Annotated in this window: 12 protein-coding genes; 6 read left to right on the top strand and 6 right to left on the bottom strand. The window is 71.7% G+C overall.

The genetic code is table 11. From position 1 onward, the window contains the following. Nucleotides 1-53: 53 nt before the first annotated feature. The gene (locus tag REH65_RS27670) at nucleotides 54-530 is read left to right on the top strand and encodes an NUDIX domain-containing protein (protein WP_406689726.1); all 477 of its coding nucleotides are present in this window, start codon (nucleotides 54-56) and stop codon (nucleotides 528-530) included. 171 nt (nucleotides 531-701) lie between these two features. Further along, entirely contained in the window at nucleotides 702-1,202 is a 501-nt protein-coding gene (locus tag REH65_RS27665) for a DinB family protein (protein WP_406689725.1), read from the top strand. A gap of 52 nt (nucleotides 1,203-1,254) precedes the next feature. Here REH65_RS27665 and REH65_RS27660 read toward each other — a convergent pair whose 3' ends face one another. The 3 genes from REH65_RS27660 to REH65_RS27650 form a co-directional block, all read right to left on the bottom strand. Further along, nucleotides 1,255-2,505 carry an MFS transporter gene (locus REH65_RS27660; RefSeq protein WP_406689724.1) on the bottom strand — a complete coding sequence of 417 codons (1,251 nt, stop codon included), beginning with the start codon at nucleotides 2,503-2,505 and terminating at the stop codon, nucleotides 1,255-1,257. 178 nt (nucleotides 2,506-2,683) lie between these two features. Continuing rightward, nucleotides 2,684-3,502 carry an alpha/beta fold hydrolase gene (locus REH65_RS27655; protein WP_406689723.1) on the bottom strand — a complete coding sequence of 273 codons (819 nt, stop codon included), beginning with the start codon at nucleotides 3,500-3,502 and terminating at the stop codon, nucleotides 2,684-2,686. A 75-nt stretch (nucleotides 3,503-3,577) separates the two neighbouring features. After that, on the bottom strand, nucleotides 3,578-5,932 hold the full coding sequence (locus REH65_RS27650; RefSeq protein WP_406689722.1) for a xanthine dehydrogenase family protein molybdopterin-binding subunit: 2,355 nt from the start codon (nucleotides 5,930-5,932) through the stop codon (nucleotides 3,578-3,580). A gap of 215 nt (nucleotides 5,933-6,147) precedes the next feature. Here REH65_RS27650 and REH65_RS27645 point away from each other — a divergent pair, with 215 nt between their 5' ends. From REH65_RS27645 to REH65_RS27630, 4 genes are all read left to right on the top strand, one after another. Next, nucleotides 6,148-7,551, top strand: coding sequence for an Nramp family divalent metal transporter (locus REH65_RS27645; RefSeq protein ID WP_406689721.1), 1,404 nt, complete (start codon nucleotides 6,148-6,150; stop codon nucleotides 7,549-7,551). A 67-nt stretch (nucleotides 7,552-7,618) separates the two neighbouring features. Beyond that, a complete protein-coding gene (locus tag REH65_RS27640; RefSeq protein ID WP_406689720.1) occupies nucleotides 7,619-8,110 on the top strand; it encodes a GNAT family N-acetyltransferase in 492 nt (163 codons plus the stop codon). Next, entirely contained in the window at nucleotides 8,107-9,288 is a 1,182-nt protein-coding gene (locus tag REH65_RS27635; protein ID WP_406689719.1) for a MalY/PatB family protein, read from the top strand. Before REH65_RS27640 ends, REH65_RS27635 begins: the two co-directional genes overlap by 4 nt. Nucleotides 9,289-9,483: 195 nt before the next feature. Beyond that, on the top strand, nucleotides 9,484-10,341 hold the full coding sequence (locus REH65_RS27630; protein WP_406689718.1) for an SGNH/GDSL hydrolase family protein: 858 nt from the start codon (nucleotides 9,484-9,486) through the stop codon (nucleotides 10,339-10,341). Here the strand turns inward: REH65_RS27630 and REH65_RS27625 are convergent. From REH65_RS27625 to hrpB, 3 genes are all read right to left on the bottom strand, one after another. Then, nucleotides 10,307-12,931, bottom strand: a complete 2,625-nt coding sequence (locus REH65_RS27625) for a family 78 glycoside hydrolase catalytic domain (RefSeq protein ID WP_406689717.1) — start codon at nucleotides 12,929-12,931, stop codon at nucleotides 10,307-10,309. The two genes, REH65_RS27630 and REH65_RS27625, sit on opposite strands and share 35 nt — an antisense overlap. Nucleotides 12,932-12,940: 9 nt before the next feature. Then, a complete protein-coding gene (locus REH65_RS27620) occupies nucleotides 12,941-14,194 on the bottom strand; it encodes an MFS transporter (protein ID WP_406689716.1) in 1,254 nt (417 codons plus the stop codon). A 381-nt stretch (nucleotides 14,195-14,575) separates the two neighbouring features. Next, a complete protein-coding gene (gene hrpB / locus REH65_RS27615) occupies nucleotides 14,576-16,993 on the bottom strand; it encodes an ATP-dependent helicase HrpB (RefSeq protein ID WP_406689715.1) in 2,418 nt (805 codons plus the stop codon). Nucleotide 16,994: the final 1 nt, after the last annotated feature.

The raw sequence follows: 16,994 nt of genomic DNA, 5'->3' as shown, positions 1-16,994 counted from the left end.
GCCGGAAACACCCGTTCCCGCCAGGCCCCGCGCCGATGCGGGGCCCTGTTCCGATGAGCGAGACTGCCGGGGTGAGCAAGCGCAGCGCGGGAATCCTGCTGTACCGGCCCGAGGGGCCGGAGGTCCTCGTCGTGCACCCGGGCGGTCCGTTCTTCAAGAACAAGGACGACGGCGCCTGGAGCCTGCCCAAGGGCGAGCACGAACCCGACGAGGATCCCCGCCTCGCAGCGCTGCGCGAGTTCGCCGAGGAGACCGGCATGTCGCTGCCGGACCGCGAGCTCCTCCCGCTGGGCGAGGTCAAGATGCGCAGCGGCAAGACCATCACGGCCTGGGCCGCCGAAGGCGATTTCGACGTGACGTCGTTGCGCAGCAACACCTTCGACCTCGAATGGCCACCCCGCTCGGGCCGAACCCGGTCCTTCCCGGAAGTCGACCGGGCCCTCTGGTGCGACCTGGGAACGGCCCGCACCAAGCTCAACCCGGCCCAAACCCCCTTTCTGGACCGCCTCCTCAACCACCTCACCCCCTGACCCCGGCCACCACACCGCGGACCAACACAATCGGCGCAGGGGCGCGGAGGGCCGCAACGCTGCGGAGGGGACAGTTTTAGCCATAATCACCCATGATCAATGTCCGTTTTGCCCGGACAATTATGACTAAAACTGTCCCCTGGCGACGAGTGCGATCCGGATGATGGTGGGATGGAACTGATCGATCCGCCGATGGTCGGTGGCGAACGTGAGTCGTTGCGCGGTTTTCTTGACTACCAGCGGGTGGTCCTGGGCCGGAAGTGCGCGGAGCTCGACGACGAGCAGCTGCGATGGCGAGCCGTGCCGTCGTCGGGCTTGACGTTGCTCGGGCTGATCAGGCACATGGCCGAGGTGGAGCGCTTCTGGTTCCGGGTCACCGCGAACGCCGAGCGCACCCTGCCTCGCGTCTGGGCGGAGGAGGACTTCCAGGTCGCGTTCGACGTCACTGACGCGGCTCCGGCGGAAGCGTTCGAGGCGTGGGAAACCGAGATCGCGCTCGCCCGCGAGATCGAGCGATCGGCATCGTCGCTGGACGTGTGCGCGCTCCAACCGAGATGGGGCCGCGAGGTCTCGCTGCGCTTCGTCCTGATGCACGTGATCGAGGAGTACGCCCGGCACAACGGCCACGCGGACCTGATCCGCGAAGCCATCGACGGCGCGACCGGCGACTGAGACGACGAGGCCCCGCCCGGAAGTTCCGGGCGGGGCCTCGTTCGGTGAGGGGTCAGGATTCCAGGGAGGTTTCCTTGGTTTCGCGGCTGGCGATGAGGGCCGCGAGGGTGATGGCGCCGGCGACCGCGAGGTAGACGCCGACCCAGCCGAGGCCGTAGGAGCCGGCGAGCCAGGTGGCGATGTAGGGGGCGACGGAGGCGCCCAGCAGGCTCGCGATGTTGTACGACACCGAGGCGCCCGTGTAGCGCACGGCGGTCGGGAACAGCTCCGGCAGCAGCGCGCCCATCGGCCCGAACGTCATGCCCATCAGGCCCAGACCGACCACCAGGAACAGCACGGTCGCCACCGTCGAGTGGGCGCCGAACCACGGACCCATGAGCAGGCCGAACACGATGATCGCGGTGGTGGTCACCAACAGCGTGGAGCGGCGGCCGTAGCGGTCGGCCAGCAGGCCCGCGACCGGCACCGTCAGACCGAAGAACACCACGCCGACCAGCAGCATCACCAGGAACGTCGAGCGCTCGTAGCCCAGGCCCGAGTCCGAGGTGCCGTAGGACAGCGAGAACACCGTCATCAGGTAGAACAGCACGTAGGTCGCCAGCATGATGAACGTGCCCAGCACCAGCGCCTTGAAGTCGGTGCGGAAGACCTGCACGAACGGCACCTTCGCCCGCTCGTTGTTCTCCAGCACCTTCGCGAACGCCGGGGTCTCGCTCAAGCTCAGCCGCACCCACAGGCCGACGATCACCAGGACGGCCGACACCAGGAACGGGATCCGCCAGCCCCACGAGGAGAACGCGTCGTCGGACATCACGCCGGAGAGGATCAGGAACAGGCCGTTGGCGAAGAAGAACCCGATCGGCGCGCCCAGCTGCGGGAACGTGCCGAACAGCGCGCGCTTGCGCGGCGGCGCGTTCTCGGTGGCCAGCAGCGCCGCGCCACCCCACTCGCCGCCCAGGCCCAGTCCCTGGCCGAACCGGCACAGCGCCAGCAGCAGCGGCGCCACGATCCCGATCTGCGCGTAACCCGGCAGCAGACCGATCAGCACGGTCGAGATGCCCATCGTCAGCAGCGACGCCACCAGGGTCGCCTTGCGGCCGATGCGGTCGCCGAAGTGGCCGAACAGCGCCGATCCGACCGGCCGGGCGACGAAGGCGATGCCGAAGGTCGCCAGCGAGTTCAGCGTTGCGGCCGTGTCGTCACCGGCCGGGAAGAACAGCTTCGGGAAGATCAGCACCGCAGCCGTGGCGTAGACGTAGAAGTCGTAGAACTCGATCGAGGTGCCTACGAGGCTGGCGAGCACGACCTGTCGGGTCGAATTGCGCCGGGGTGAAGACCCCGCATCCCCGGAACCTCGCACGTCTGGTGACGAGGTGTGGCCGACAGCCATAGCGCCGAACCTCCTGATTAACACGAACGGACGAACCCACTCTAAACCTCGGTGACCACGTCCCGAGACGGGGCTCCCGCATGGTGGGCACTCAGGAGGCGAGGAACTCCGTGATCAGCGCGGTCACCCTGGCCGGGTTGTCCTCCTGGACGAGATGGCCGGCACGTGGGATCCACTCCAGCCGGGCGTGCGGGATGCGACGCGCCAGCTCGCGCCCGCGATCGGCCGGGAGCCAGGTGTCCTGCTCCCCCCAGCCGATGAGCACCGGGCACTCCAGCTCGCCGTAGCGGTCCTCGACCTCGCGGGTGTAGCGCTCGTCGGCCTGGGCGATCTGGCGGTAGAACGCCGGCTGCCCGTCCGCGCCGAGCCACGGCGCCACCATCCGGTCCAGCACGTCGGGGCGCAGCTCGCGGTGCGCGGCGGTGGCCAGGTAGCCGCGCACCAGGGACTCGTGCAGGTGCGGCGGCAACGCGGCGAAGACCTCGGCGTTGGCGTTGACCAGGCGGAAGAACTCCGATCCCCACGGCCGGATGCTCACCGCGTCCAGCAGCGCCAGCCGCCGGTAGCGCACTCCGTCGAGCAGCGCGCTGCGCAACGACACCGCGCCGCCGAAGTCGTGCGCGATCACCGAGGGCTCGTCGAGCCCGCAGTGCCGCAGCCAGCCGGTGAACACCTCCTGCTGCGCGGCCAGCGACACGTCCTGCCCCTCGAACTTCGCCGAGGTCCCGTACCCGGGCATGTCCCACAGGTGCACGCGGTAGCGCGCGCTCAGCGCGTTGGCCACGTCCCGCCACACGAAGGAGGAGAACGGCGTCCCGTGCATCAGGACGACGTCCTCCCCCTCCCCGAAGCTGTCCCACCGCACCGTCCCGTGCGGCGACTCGTACACCTCGGCCAGCGTCCACTCCATCCCGACCTCCGTGGCTCGTGCGGGCACGACCCTCGTGCCCCGCAAGGGGATTCGAATCCGGCCGGGACCGGTCCGTCAGACGACGGCTTCCTCCTCGTCCGGGGTGTCGTCGGCGCGCAGCGGCAGCGTCGCGAAGGCGGCCGGGGGTTCCTGCCAGCACGTCGCCGAGGCACCGTAGCGGATGGCGCGCCAGACCCGCTCGGGCGTGGCGGGCATGTCGACGTGGCGGACGCCGAGGTGCTTGAGGGCGTCGACGACGGCGTTCTGCACCGCCGGGGTCGACCCGACCGTCGCCGACTCGCCGATCCCCTTGGCGCCCAACGGGTTCAGCGGAGTCAGGGTCTCGGTGTTGGACGCTTCGAAGAACGGCAGCTCGGCCGCCGACGGGATCGCGTAGTCGGCCAGCGTCGCCGTCTCCGGGTTGCCGTCGGCGTCGAAGGTGACCTGCTCCCACAGCGCCTGGGCGATGCCCTGGGCGGCGCCGCCGTGCTGCTGGCCGCGCACCAGCAGCGGGTTGAGCACCCGCCCGCAGTCGTCGACCGCGATGTGCCGCAGCGGCGTCACGAAGCCGGTCTCGACGTCGATCTCGACGACCGAGACGTGCCCGCCGAACGGGAACGTCGCCCCGTCGGGGGCGAAGTCGACGTTGGCGGCCAGCCGCTCGTCCGCCACTTCGGAGACCACGTCGGCCCAGGTCACGGTCGCGCCCGGGACGCCGGCGACGCCCAGCTCGCCCGCGTCGGTGACCTCGATGTCGTCGGCGTTCGCCTCCAGCCGGGACGCAGCGATCTCCTTGGCGCGCCGGAGGACCTCGGTCCCGGCCTGGCGCACGGCGCTGCCGCCGATCTGCAGCGAGCGGGACCCGCCGGTGCCGCCACCGCGCGGCACCTCGGCCGTGTCGGACTGGATGAACTCGATCTTGTCCAGCGGGATGCCGAGGGTGTCGTTGACGATCATCGCGAACGCCGTCGCGTGCCCCTGGCCGTGCGCGGAGGTGCCGACCCGGATGCGGGCGCCGTCGGCGTGCACCTCGACCTCGGCGTACTCGCCGGAACCGCCGCCGGTGATCTCGACGTAGGCGCTGACCCCGATGCCCAGCAGCTTCGTCTCGCCGGCCTCGATGCGGCGGGCCTGCTCGGCGCGCAGCTCCTCGTACCCGGCCAGCCGCAGCGCCTCGTCGAACGGCACCGCGTACTCGCCGCTGTCGTAGGTGGCCCCGGTGACCGTCTTGTACGGGAAGCTGTCGGGGACCAGGAAGTTCTTGCGCCGCAACGAGACCGGGTCCACGCCCAGCTCGGCGGCGGCCAGGTCCATCATCCGCTCCACCATCGCCGCGGACTCCGGGCGGCCCGCGCCGCGGAACGCGCCGACCGGGGTGGTGTTGGTCAGCGAGGCGATGCCGTCGTAGCTGATCCTGGGGATGTCGTAGACGCCCTGGGCCATCGTGCGCGTCGGGCCGAGCGCCAGCGAACCGCCGAACCCGGCGTAGGCGCCGCAGTCGCCGACGACCCGGCAGCGCATGCCGACGATCCGGCCGTCGCGGCGCAACCCCAGCTCGGCGTACTGCACCTGGCCGCGCCCGTGCGGCATGCCCTGCATGTTCTCCGAACGCCCCTCGACCCAGCGCACCGGGCGCCCGAGCTTCAGCGCGAGACCGACGGCCACCACGTGCTCGGAGATCGCCCCGGCCTTGCCGCCGAAACCGCCGCCGACGTGCGGCGAGATCACCCGCACCCTCTCCAGGTCGAAGCCGAACGCCTTGGCCAGACCGGCCCGCACGCCGTGCGGCATCTGCGTCGAGACGTGCACGGTGATGTCGTGGTCCTGCTCGGCTCCACCCGGCTGGACCGCGACGGCGTTGCCCTCCAGCGGGACCACCGCCACCCGCTGGTTCTCGATGCGCGCCCGCACCACCACGTCCGCGCCGTCGAGCGCGGAATCGCCTGCGCGGTCGCGGTATCCGGCGGCGATGTTGGAACCGAGCTCGGGGAACTGCAGCTCGGCGTCCTCGTCGAGCGCGCGCTCCGGGTCGGCGACCACGGGCAGTTCGCGGTAGTCGACGTCGACGAGTTCGAGCGCGTCGGCCACGGCCGAGGCGGACTCGCCGACGACGACGGCGACCGGTTCGCCGACGAAGCGCACCCGGTCGGTGGCCAGCGGTGGGCGGGTGACCTCGGGGTTCACCACCACGAACGGCGGCGGCACCGGCAGGTCCAGGTCGGCGGCGACGTAGGCACCGACGACACCGGGCGCGGCGGCGGCCTCGGAGGTGTCGATGCTCGTGATCTCGGCGTGCGCGAGGGGCGAGCGCACGAACCCGATGTGCAGCAGCCCATCGGCGGCGAGGTTGCCGATGTAGGTGCCCCGGCCTCGGAGCAGGTCGGGGTCTTCGACCCGCTGAACTTCAGTCCCCAGAAGCGAACCAACCATGCGATGAACCCTATCCCTCCGAACGCCCACCGGCAGCGGCCGAAAACCGCGTCGCAGGAGGTGATCAACGGTTTTCGGGGCTTCGGAATTCCCGGTCTCGCAGATCGATTGACCGGCCGTGTTCGCGTGGGTAGCTTTTCACAACCGTACGAAAGTTTCACAACCGTGAAAATCGCATGTCTTTCGCACAACCTCTAGGCACAAGGGAGTGCCCGATGGGAACCAAGGTCGCGACCGCCAACGGCGATCCCTACCTCCTGACCGCCGACGGCATCAAGGAACCACCCACCGGCTGGGCGGGCAGCCTGCGCTATCTCGGCCCCGGCCTGATCGTCAGCGCCTCGATCGTCGGCTCCGGCGAGCTCATCGCCACCACCGCGCTCGGCGCGAAGGTGGGATTCGTCCTGCTGTGGATGGTGATCCTGTCCACCGCTGTGAAGGTCGCGGTGCAGGCCGAGCTCGCGCGCTGGACGATCCTCACCGGCAAGCCCGCGCTGACCGGGTTCAACGAGGTACCGCCCAAGATCGGCCGGATCGGCTGGATCAACGCGCTGTGGATCCTCATGGCGCTGTCGAAGTTCCTGCAGATCGGCGGCATCGTCGGCGGCACGGCCTCCGCGCTGAGCATGCTGATCCCGGTCGGCGGTGACCCGCTCAGCGCCACCTCGCTGGGCGTGTGGACGGCCATCGTGGTGGCCGGCAGCATCGCGCTGCTGTACTCCAACAGCTACAGCCTCATCGAGCGCGGCGCGTTCGCGCTGGTCGTGGTGTTCTCCATCGCCACCGTGGTCATCGCGCTCGGCCTGCCGTTCACGCCGTTCAGCTACGGCGGCACCGACGTGCTCAGCGGCCTGACCTTCACCATCCCGGCGGGCGCGATCGGCGCCGCGGTGGCGATGTTCGGCATCACCGGCGTCGGCGCCGACGAGATCACCTTCTACACCTACTGGTGCGTGGAGAAGGGCTACGCGCGCTGGGTCGGTCCCAACGACGGCTCGGACGAGTGGAAGGCGCGGGCGCAGGGCTGGATCCGCGTGATGTACAAGGACGTCTTCGTCTCCTGGATCATCTACACCGTCGGCACGCTGGCGTTCTTCATCATGGGCGCGGCGGTGCTGAACCCGCAGGGCCTGGTGCTCGAGGGCAACGAGATGATCACCACGCTCTCCCAGATGTACACCGACGTGATCGGCGAGTGGGCTGCCATCGGCTTCCTCATCGGCGCGATCGCGGTGCTCGGATCCACGCTGTGGGCCTCGATCCCGAGCTGGTCGCGGATGTACACCAACGTCCTGGCCACCCTCGGCGTGCTGGACTGGAACAACCAGGTGGCGCGGGAGAAGTGGGTCCGCGGGTTCATCGTGGTGCTGCCGATCCTGTGGGGCGCGACGTACCTGTCGGTGTCCTCGCCGGTGGTGATGGTGCAGATCGGCGGCGTGGCGACCGGCATCTTCCTGCCCGCCGTGGTGGTCGCGACCTGGTACCTGCGCAAGACCCAGGTCGACCCGGAGCTGCACGGCGGGCGCTGGTTCAACGTGGTCCTGCTGATCAGCAGCATCGCCATCACGCTGCTCGGCATCTACAGCCTGCTCAAGGTCTTCGGTCTGGGCGGGGACTGAGCAAACGGCGAACTGCGGAAATCAGTGGACTGCGGAAATCGGTGGACTGGGCGGCGAGAATCGCCGTGTGCACACCGAACTCGATTTCCGCGCCGAACCGGTCGGCGGACCGCTCGCCCGCTCGCTGCTGCGCGAGTACACCGACGAGATGGCGAGCCGCTACTACGGCCGCCCGGCCACCGGGACCGAGGTGGACGAGGCGCTCGTCGAGGACCCGGACGACGGGCTGGGTCCGCCGACCGGCGTGTTCCTGATCGCCCGCGAGGGGACCGAGCCGGTCGGTTGCGCGGGCGTGCGCGCGCAGGGCCCCGGCGTCGCCGAGCTCAAGCGGATGTACGTCCGGCCCGCCGCCCGGGGACGCGGACTGGGTGGTGCGCTGCTCGCGGAGATCGAGCAGCGCACCACCGCGCTCGGCTATCGCGCGATCCGGCTGGACACCCGGTCCGATCTGGTCGAAGCCCGTGGTCTGTACGCCACGCGCGGTTACGTCGAAATCCCGGCTTACAACGACGCCCGCTACGCCTCACACTGGTTCCAGAAGGACCTGCGGAGAGGATGAGTGTGGGCAACGCTTTCGACCCCGTGACGACCAGCGCCGTGACGATCGAGGACCTGCGTGCGCGCGGGGGTCTCAAGTGGACGCTGCACGGGGACGCGATCGGCGCGTTCGTCGCCGAGATGGACTTCGGCACCTCGCCGGCCGTGCTGGAGGCGCTGCACACCGGCGTCGACGGGCTGAACTTCGGCTACCTGCCGCCCCTCCTGACCGCCGAGATGTCCCGGGCGTGCGCCGACTACCAGGCACGGCGCCACGGCTGGCGGATCGAGCCGGATCGCGTGCACGCGATCCCCGACGTCATCCGGGCGCTGAAGCTCACCATCGAGCACTTCAGCGAGCCGGGCAGCAAGGTCGTCCTGCCCACCCCGGCCTACATGCCGTTCCTGAAGGTTCCGGGCGCGATGGGGCGCGAGCTCATCGCGGTTCCGCTGGTCGATGACGGCGACCGGTTCACCCTCGACCTCGACGGTCTGGACGCGGCGTTCCGGGTGGGCGGGAACCTCCTGGTGCTGGTCAACCCGCACAATCCGCTGGGCCGCGTGTTCACCCCGGAGGAGCTGTCGGCGGTCTGCGAGGTCGTCGACCGCCACGGCGGCCGGGTGTTCTCCGACGAGATCCACGCACCGCTGGTCCACGAGGGACACCGGCACACGCCGTACGCGTCGCTGTCGGACACCGCAGCCGGTCACACCATCACCGCGACCTCGGCGTCCAAGGCGTGGAATCTGCCGGGCCTGAAGTGCGCCCAGCTGCTGCTGTCCAACGACGCCGACGCCGAGCTCCTGCGCTCCCTCGGCGAGCACGTCACCGAAGGCGCCTCCAACCTCGGCGTCATCGCCAACACCGCCGCCTACACCGCCGGGCAGCCGTGGCTGGACGAGGTGCTCGACTACCTCGACGGCAACCGCCGCGCCGTCGCGTCGCTGCTGGCCGAGCACCTGCCCGAGGTCGGCTACCGGAAGCCGGAGGGCACCTACCTGGCCTGGCTGGACTTCCGCTCCCTGGACCTGGGCGACCACCCCGGCGAGTTCTTCCACGAGCGCGCCGGTGTGGTCCTCACCGACGGTCCCGCCTGCGGCGAGGAGGGACGCGGCCACGCCCGCCTCAACTTCGCCACCCCGCGTCCCGTGCTCGAACGCATCATCACCGACCTCGCCGCAGCGGCCCGCAACCGCTGAGCACGTCGGGCGCACCCCGCACCAGGGGACGGTTCTTCCTCGAACTGCGCCGACATTTCGGACATCGATCACGGGTGATTCGAGGAAGAACCGCCCCCTGCCGCGCTTCGCCGACACCGGAGTTTTCGCCCACCCGTCGTTCCGCCTTCACCCTCGTCTTACCCCGCCAGGAGCTGCCCGGATCACGATGATCCGGTGCACGACGCGATGACGACCGGGCTCCCCGGTTCGCGAAGAGTCCGCAGCCTCGCGGTGCTCGGCGACTCCGTGGCCGCGGGCATGGGCGATCCGATCGCGGGCGGCCGGTGGCGCGGGTTCGCGCCCCTGCTCGCCGAGGCGATCGGGGCCGCCCGCTTCACCAACCTCGCGACCAGCGGCGCGCGGGTCCCCGAGGTCTGGCGCGCCCAGCTGCCCGCCGCGCTGCGGGTGGCTCCCGACGCGGCGGTGCTCATGGTCGGCATGAACGACACGATGCGCGCCGACTTCGACCCGCGACTGCTGCGGCAGCAGCTCGACCACGTGGTGCGCTCTCTGGTGGCGGCGGGCGCGGCGGTGGTCACCATCCGCTACCACGACCACGCCCGGGTCTTCCGGCTGCCGGGACCGCTGCGGCGGATGCTGAACCGGCGCATCGACGCGCTCAACCGCGTCCTCACGTCGGTCGCCGAGACGCACGGGGCCGCGGTCGTCGACCTCGACCGGCTGCCCGGCGCCTACCACCGCGCGGCGTGGAGCGTCGACCGGCTGCACCCCTCCGAGCTGGGCCACCGGATGCTGGCCGCCGCCTTCGCCGCCGGGCTGGCCGGGCAGGGCCTGCTGGTGCCCTCGGAGGTGTCGCTGACCTGCTCCGGCGGTGTTCCGGTGACCCGCATCGACCACGTCCGCTGGCTGCTGATCAAGGGTGTCCCGTGGGTGCTCAGCCGAACCCGGGACCTGACGCTCTACTCGCTGATCTCGTTCGCCCGCAAGGCTTTCCGACGACCGGGGCGGGCCGCCGACAGCGACGCGCCCACCGCGCCTAGCGATCCACCCCGGGTGTGGCCGGCCGGCTGATCCCGTGCCGCCCGCCCGGCAACCGCGCGGGGCTCTGCCCGGGCAACCGCACGGTCGCCACGCTGCCCTCGGGCACCTCGACCTCGAACTCCCAGGCGTCCTCGTCCCGGCGCCACGCGACCCCGGTGTGCCCGTGCGGCGTGGTGTGGCGGACGTCGGCCCAGGTCACGCGATCGTCCTGCACCGGGGCGATGTCGAAGGTCCGCCACCCGGGACTGGTGGCGCGCAACCCGCCGACCCGCTGCTGGATCCACGCCGAGGCCGCGCCGAGGAAGTAGTGGTTGTGGGAGCGGGCGCTCTCGTCCCACGACTCCATCAGCGTCTCCATCCCGAGCCGCCGCCAGATGCCCCAACCGGGCCGGTCCGGCCGGGTCGCCACGGTGATCGCCAGATCCGCGCGACCCACGTCGGCCAGCACCGGCAGCAGGTGCTTGGCCGCCACCGCCCCGCAGTCCAGGTGCCCCCGGGAGCGGTACTCGACGTGGTCGACCAGACCCGCGCCGACGGCCCCGGCGACGTAGGTCGGCACCGCGCCGAAGGCCAGCGGCAGCACGTTCATCGACTGCCGGTACCCCGCCTCGGGCGAGCGGTAGGTGGCGCTGGCCCGGTCGAAGTACTTCGCGTGGTAGGCGGCGGCGATCGTGCGTCCGGCGTCGCGGTAGCGCTCGGCGTCGCCGTTCCACCCGAGCACCTGGCAGATGTCGGCGGCGCGCGAGACCACCCGGTAGAGCATCATCGTCGCCGTCGGCTCCGGCCCCTCGGGCGCGTGCCAGTGCCCGGGCGAGAGCCAGTCGCCCCAGCTGTCGCCGCGCCACAACCCGCCCTCGGCGAGCTCCAGCAGCCGGTCGGTGTAACCGCGGATCGGGTCCCCGTAGCGCTCCAACAAGGCGCGATCGCCGTGCTCCCAGTACAGGTTCCACGGAATGAGCACCATCGAGGCGCTCCACGCCGGATCGGGTTCGCGACCCCAGCCCGGGGTGGGCACGATCATCGGCACCATGCCGGTCCCGTCGAGCGCGTCGACGTGATCGTCGAGCCACTTGACCAGCGAGTCCTTCAGCCCGAAGTGGTGCAGCACCGCCTCGGTGCCCAGGTGCGCGTCGGCGGTCCACCCGTTCTTCTCGTACACCGGCGTATCGGTGGGCACGCCGTGCAGGTTGTTCAGGAAGGTGCGCGCCGTGGCCGCGTCGATCCAGCTCAGCGTCTCGTCCTCGCAGACGAACGAGCCCGCCTCGGCGACCGCGGTGACCAGCCGCACCGCCCGCACGTCGCTGACGACGGCGTTGCCGCGGACCTGCACGCTCGCGTAGCGGAACCCCTTGTAGGAGAACTGCGGTTCCCAGGTGACCGGTCCGGAGCCGACGACGTAGCGGTCGACCTGGGACGGCCCGGCGGCCAGGACGTTGTCGGTGCGCGCGGTGCCGTCCTCGGCGAGCTGCTCGGCGTAGCGCACGACGACCTCCGCTCCGGGTTCCCCGCGGATCGAGCAGCGCAGCCGACCGGCGAGGATGGTGCCGAAGTCGTGCACGGTCGTGCCTCCGACGGTCGTCTCCCGTTGCGCCGCCAGGACTTCGGCGCGCCGGACCGGTGGCGCGGTCGCCTCCTTCAGCAGCCCGCCGGGGGGTGCGACCGCGATGGCCGGTTCCCAGCGGAGTTCGGTGCGCGCGTCGACGGTCTCGCCGGTGTAGAGCAGGTCCTCGGTGGTCGGACCGGCCGCGACCTCCCAGTCCGGACCGGAGGTCACGACGTGGCGGGCCCCGTCGGCGTCGAGGTACTCCAGCTGGGCGAGCAGGACCGGTTCCCGGTGCCACGGCGCGAGGTTCCAGCCCCACGTGTTGGCGCCGCGCGCGGAGTAGAAGCCGCGGCCGAGCTCGGCGGTGAGGGTGTTGCGGCCGGGTTCCAGCGCGACCTCGTAGGTGCGGTGCAGCACGGTGCGGTCGTAGGCGGTCTGGGCGGGTTCGAGGACGTCCTCGGTGACCTCGCGCCCGTTGAGCCGGAACACGCCGTACCCCAACCCGACCGCGGTCAGCCGCGCTTCGCGCGCGCCCTCGGGGACGTCGAAGGCGGTGCGGAACACGGGGTTGGGCGCGGGCACGGTGTCCACTCCGATCGCCCGCACACCCCGTTCGACCATCCCGTCGCGCAGCGCGATCCCGTCCACCGGGAGCGGTGAGACTCCGTCGTCGGCGAGGGTTTCCGTCGCGTTCGTGCGGGTCCGCCAGCCGACCCGGCCGCGGTCGACGGTCAGCTCGACCCGGTGCTCCCCCGGCTCGCCCGGTTCGGCGAGTTCGAGGTAGTGGGCGAAGCGGTCCCACCGGAAACCGCCGACCTCCACGACCGCGTCGGCCAGGACCGCACCCGCTGCGTCGCGCAGCTCCAGCCTGCCGCGCGGTTCGCCCTCGCGGACCAGGTCGACGCCGACGGCGGTGAACCTGCCCGGCGCGGTGAAGGTCTGGCCCAGCGACTCCCCCGGCCCGATCCAGGCGATCTCATCGGAGTCGATCGAGCGGAGAACGCGATGGGCCGGGTCGGTCCACCTGCCGATCCAGAGCGCGGAGCGGTCGGGGCCGTCGGGGAGGTGCGGATCCACGAGTTCCTTTCACAGAGCGTTCTTCTCGACCGAGGTGAGCTGTCGCGCACCCGGCAGACGGGGTATCCAGAGCAAGCCGATTCCGGCGGCGAGGAGCGCCAGGACCGCAACACCGGCGAAGGTGCCGCCCGCGCCGGCCGTGGCCAGGGCCGGGGTCGCGAAACCGATCAGCGCCGCCACGACCCGGCCGAAGGCGATCGTGACCCCTTGCGCGGTGGTGCGCAGCAGCGTCGGGAACAGCTCCTGCGACCACACCTTGTAGAGGGTCTCGCCGGCGAAGGCGCTGCCCAGCCCGGACAGCAGCAGCGTCGCCAGCAGCGAGAACTCGCTGAAGCCCACGACGAGCGGGAGCACCCACGCCAGCACGATGATCGCCGACCCGGCGGCGAACAGCGGCCCGCGCGCGGCGGTGTCGACGTAGCGCATGAACACCACGCCAGCGACCAGTCCGACGCCGAGTCCGACGGTGCTGAACAGCGAGTATGTGGCGACATCGCCGCCGACGACGTTGACGTGGAGGAACGAGCCGAACTGGCCCATCGTGTTCGCGCCGACGTTCCACATCGCGTAGTACAGGGCCGTGGCCAGCAGCCCCGGCAGCAGCGGCGGTCGCAGCAGCTGCGGGAGGTCGCGGAACCGCACCGACTCCCCCGATTCGACGGCATTCCGGGCCCGGCGCCACTCGGCGGATTCCCGCATCGTCAGCCGCAGTCCGAGCACCACCAGCGCGACCACGACGAGGTAGCCGAACAGGATTCGCCCACCGACGGCCCCGAGGCCCGACAGCAGTGCGCTGACCAGCATGGTCACCGCGATGCCGACGTTCCACAGCACCGAGGAGAACACCACGAGCCCGGCCTTGCGGCCTTCCGGCGCCTCCTCGTTGATCATCGCCAGCGACACGGGCAGGTCCGCGCCGATCGCCAGACCGATCACCACCGCGCCGATGACCAGCGGCCCCGGTCCGGTGGCCGCCGCGAGCAGCACGGCACCGAGGGCGTAGGCGGCCAGCGACCAGGTGAAGATCCGGCGGCGGCCGAAGCGGTCGCCGAGCCGCCCGCCGACCAGCGCGCCGAGCGCGAACGACAGCGTCTGCAGGCCCAGGACCAGCCCGATCTGCCCGTCCGACAACGACATCGACTCGGGATAGAGGGTGCCGACGACGATGCCCGCGGACACCAGGGCGCTGGAATCGAGGAACGAGGCCATGCCGGCGAGGAGCGCGGTGCGCCAGGGGCGGGCCGGTGTCGCGGTGCTGTCCATCGAACGCTCCCTGGTCGAGGTGCCGACGGCCTGTTCGCAGCGTGCACGGGGACGCTGAGCGGAGCTCGATTTTCATGCTAACGATCTACGAGCGGAGCGGGTTCGGAATTTCGGGTGACGGTCGGAGCTCCGGCCAGCCGAGCCGAACGATGGGTGTGACCTGTGGATACATCCACAGTGGTCACTCAATGGTGCGGTCTTCCAACCAGTTTCGCAGCGTAATGGCGTCGACCAACCGATCGTGCGGCCCATTTCGGTCGCGCCCGCGTTCACCCACGCGGCACAATGGGCACACCAGTTCGATTGCTGCTTGACAACTCCACACCGCACGACCACGAGCGGGCACGCCCCGGCTCGAGAACCCCACCGGCGCAGCGCCGTTCACCGCCGCCGGTTGGCCCCCCGCGTCGGCGTCGCGCCGGTGGGGTCCTCGGGCCACGGGTGCTTCGGGTAGCGGCCGCGCAGTTCGGCCCGGACCTGCGGATATCCGCTCCGCCAGAAGGATTCGAGGTCACCGGTCACCGCGGCCGGTCGCCCGGCGGGCGAGAGCAGGTGCAGCACCACCGGCACCCGCCCGTCGGCGATGCGCGGTGCCCGCTGCCATCCGAAGACCTCCTGCAGCTTGACCGGCAGGGCGGGCTGCTCGGCGCTGTAGTCGACCCGGATCTGCGACCCGGAGGGCACGGCGATGCGGTCGGGAGCGAGCTCGTCCAGCCTGCCCACCTCCGACCAGGGGACGAGGCGCCGCAACGCCTCCCCGGCGGCCAGCCGCAGGTCCGCGCGACGTCGCGCCTGGGAGAGCTCCGGTTCCAGCCACCGGTCCGCGGCCTCCAGCAGGGACTCGTCGTCGGTGGCGGGCCACGGGTCGCCGATCGCCCGGTGCAGGAACGCCAAGCGCTGCCGCAACCGCCGCGCGTCGTCGTTCCACCGCAGCGGTTCGAGCGCCTCGGCGCGCAGGCCCTCCAGCAGCGCGCGGCGGACCTGCTCCGGATCGGGGTCGCGCAGCGGCCTGGTCGCCAGCGGGATCGCGCCGAGCCGCCGCACCCGCACGGCGCGCACGTCGCCGTCGGCCCAGGAGATCTCGTCCTCCTCGGCGAGCAGCGCGGGCGCGGCGCGGCGGGCCAGCTCCTCGTCGGCGGGGGCGGCGAGCCGGATGACACCGGCCGACCGCCCGGGCGCGCGGTCGGCGACGGCCACGGCCAGCCACTCCGACCCGCGCAGCGCCGAGCCCGAGCGCAGCTCGACCGCGGTCCCGGAGGCCATCAGGTACGTGGCGGAGTCCTCGCCGCGGCGCCGCGCGAGCCGCTCGGGCTGCGCCAGCGCCACCACCAGGGCTTCGTCGCCGTCGCCGCGCGGCGCGTCGGGCACCTGCGCGGCGAGCCTGCGGGCCTCCTCCCGCCAGCGCTGCGCGCCGGGCCCGCCGGAGCGCAGCCGCGACAGCGCAGTGGTCACGTCGACCTCGGTGGTCAGGTTGTCGTTGTCGAGCAGCGCGACCACCTCGGCGGCGACCTCGCTTCCGGCGCTGTCGGCGCCGTCGAGCAGGGCCCGCGCCAAGCGCGGGTGCAGACCGAACCCGGCCATCCGCCTGCCCCGCTCGGTGACCGACCCGGACCCGTCGAGCGCGCCGAGACCCCGCAGCACCTCGCGCCCGGCGGACAGCGCCCCGCTCGGCGGGACGTCCCACCACGACAGCGCCGAACCGTCGGGAGTGCCCCAGCAGGCCAGTTCCAGTGCCAGCCGGGTGAGTTCGGCAGTGCGGATCTCCGGCTCGGGGTAGTCCGGCAGCGTCGAGTGCTCGTGCTCGGGCCAGCAGCGGTACACCACGCCGGGCCCCTGCCTGCCGGCACGACCGGCGCGCTGCTCGGCGACCGCGGCCGAGACGCGCACGGTCGTCAACCCGGACAACCCGCGCCGGACGTCGGTCCGCGAAACCCGCGCCAGCCCCGAGTCGACCACGGCCCGCACCCCGGGCACGGTCAGGCTGGACTCGGCGACCGCGGTGGCCAGCACGACCCGCCTTCGAGTCCCCGCCCGCAGAGCCGTGTCCTGCTGGGAGTGCGCGAGCCTGCCGTGCAGCGGCAGAACGTCCACATCGGACAGATCGGCGAGCTGCCCGGCGACGCGGCGGATCTCACCGGCGCCCGGCAGGAAGACCAGCACGTCGCCGTCCTGCTCGGACAGCGCGGCGCGGGTCGCTCGCGCCACCGCGGACTCGGTGCGCTCCCCGCGCTGCGGTGGCACGTGCTCGACGCGCACCGGATGCGTGCGGGCGCGGGCGTGCAGCACGGGCGCGCCGTCGAGCAGGTCGGCCACCCGCTCGGCGGCCACCGTCGCCGAGGTCGCCAGCACCTTCAGGTCCGGTCGCAGCCCTTCGCGGGCGTCCAGCAGCAGCGCGAGCAGCAGGTCGGCGTCGAGGTGCCGCTCGTGGCACTCGTCGAGCACCACCACGTCCACCCCGGACAGCTCCGGGTCGGCCTGCAACCGGCGCACCAGCAGACCCGAGGTCACCACCTCGACGACCGTGTCCGGTCCGCGCTTGCGCTCGCCCCGCACCGAGTAGCCGACGCGCTGCCCGACCCGCTCCCCCAGCAGCTCGGCCATCCGACCGGCCGCGGCGCGGGTAGCCAGCCTGCGCGGTTCGGCGACGACGACCCGCAACCCGGCCTCGGCCAGCGCCAGGGGAACCAGCGTCGTCTTGCCGGTGCCCGGCGGGGCCACGAGAACGGCGGTGCCGTGCCCGGTCAGCGCGGAGGTGACCTCACCCAGGACCGGGCGGACCGGGAGATCGGGGAACTCCATG

Origin of the sequence: Saccharopolyspora sp. ID03-671 (genome assembly GCF_045278815.1) — a bacterium.
GTDB classification, from domain to species: Bacteria; Actinomycetota; Actinomycetes; order Mycobacteriales; family Pseudonocardiaceae; genus Saccharopolyspora; species Saccharopolyspora ipomoeae.
Note: the sequence above shows the minus strand (reverse complement) of the source record. Positions and strands in the feature narration are given on the sequence as shown.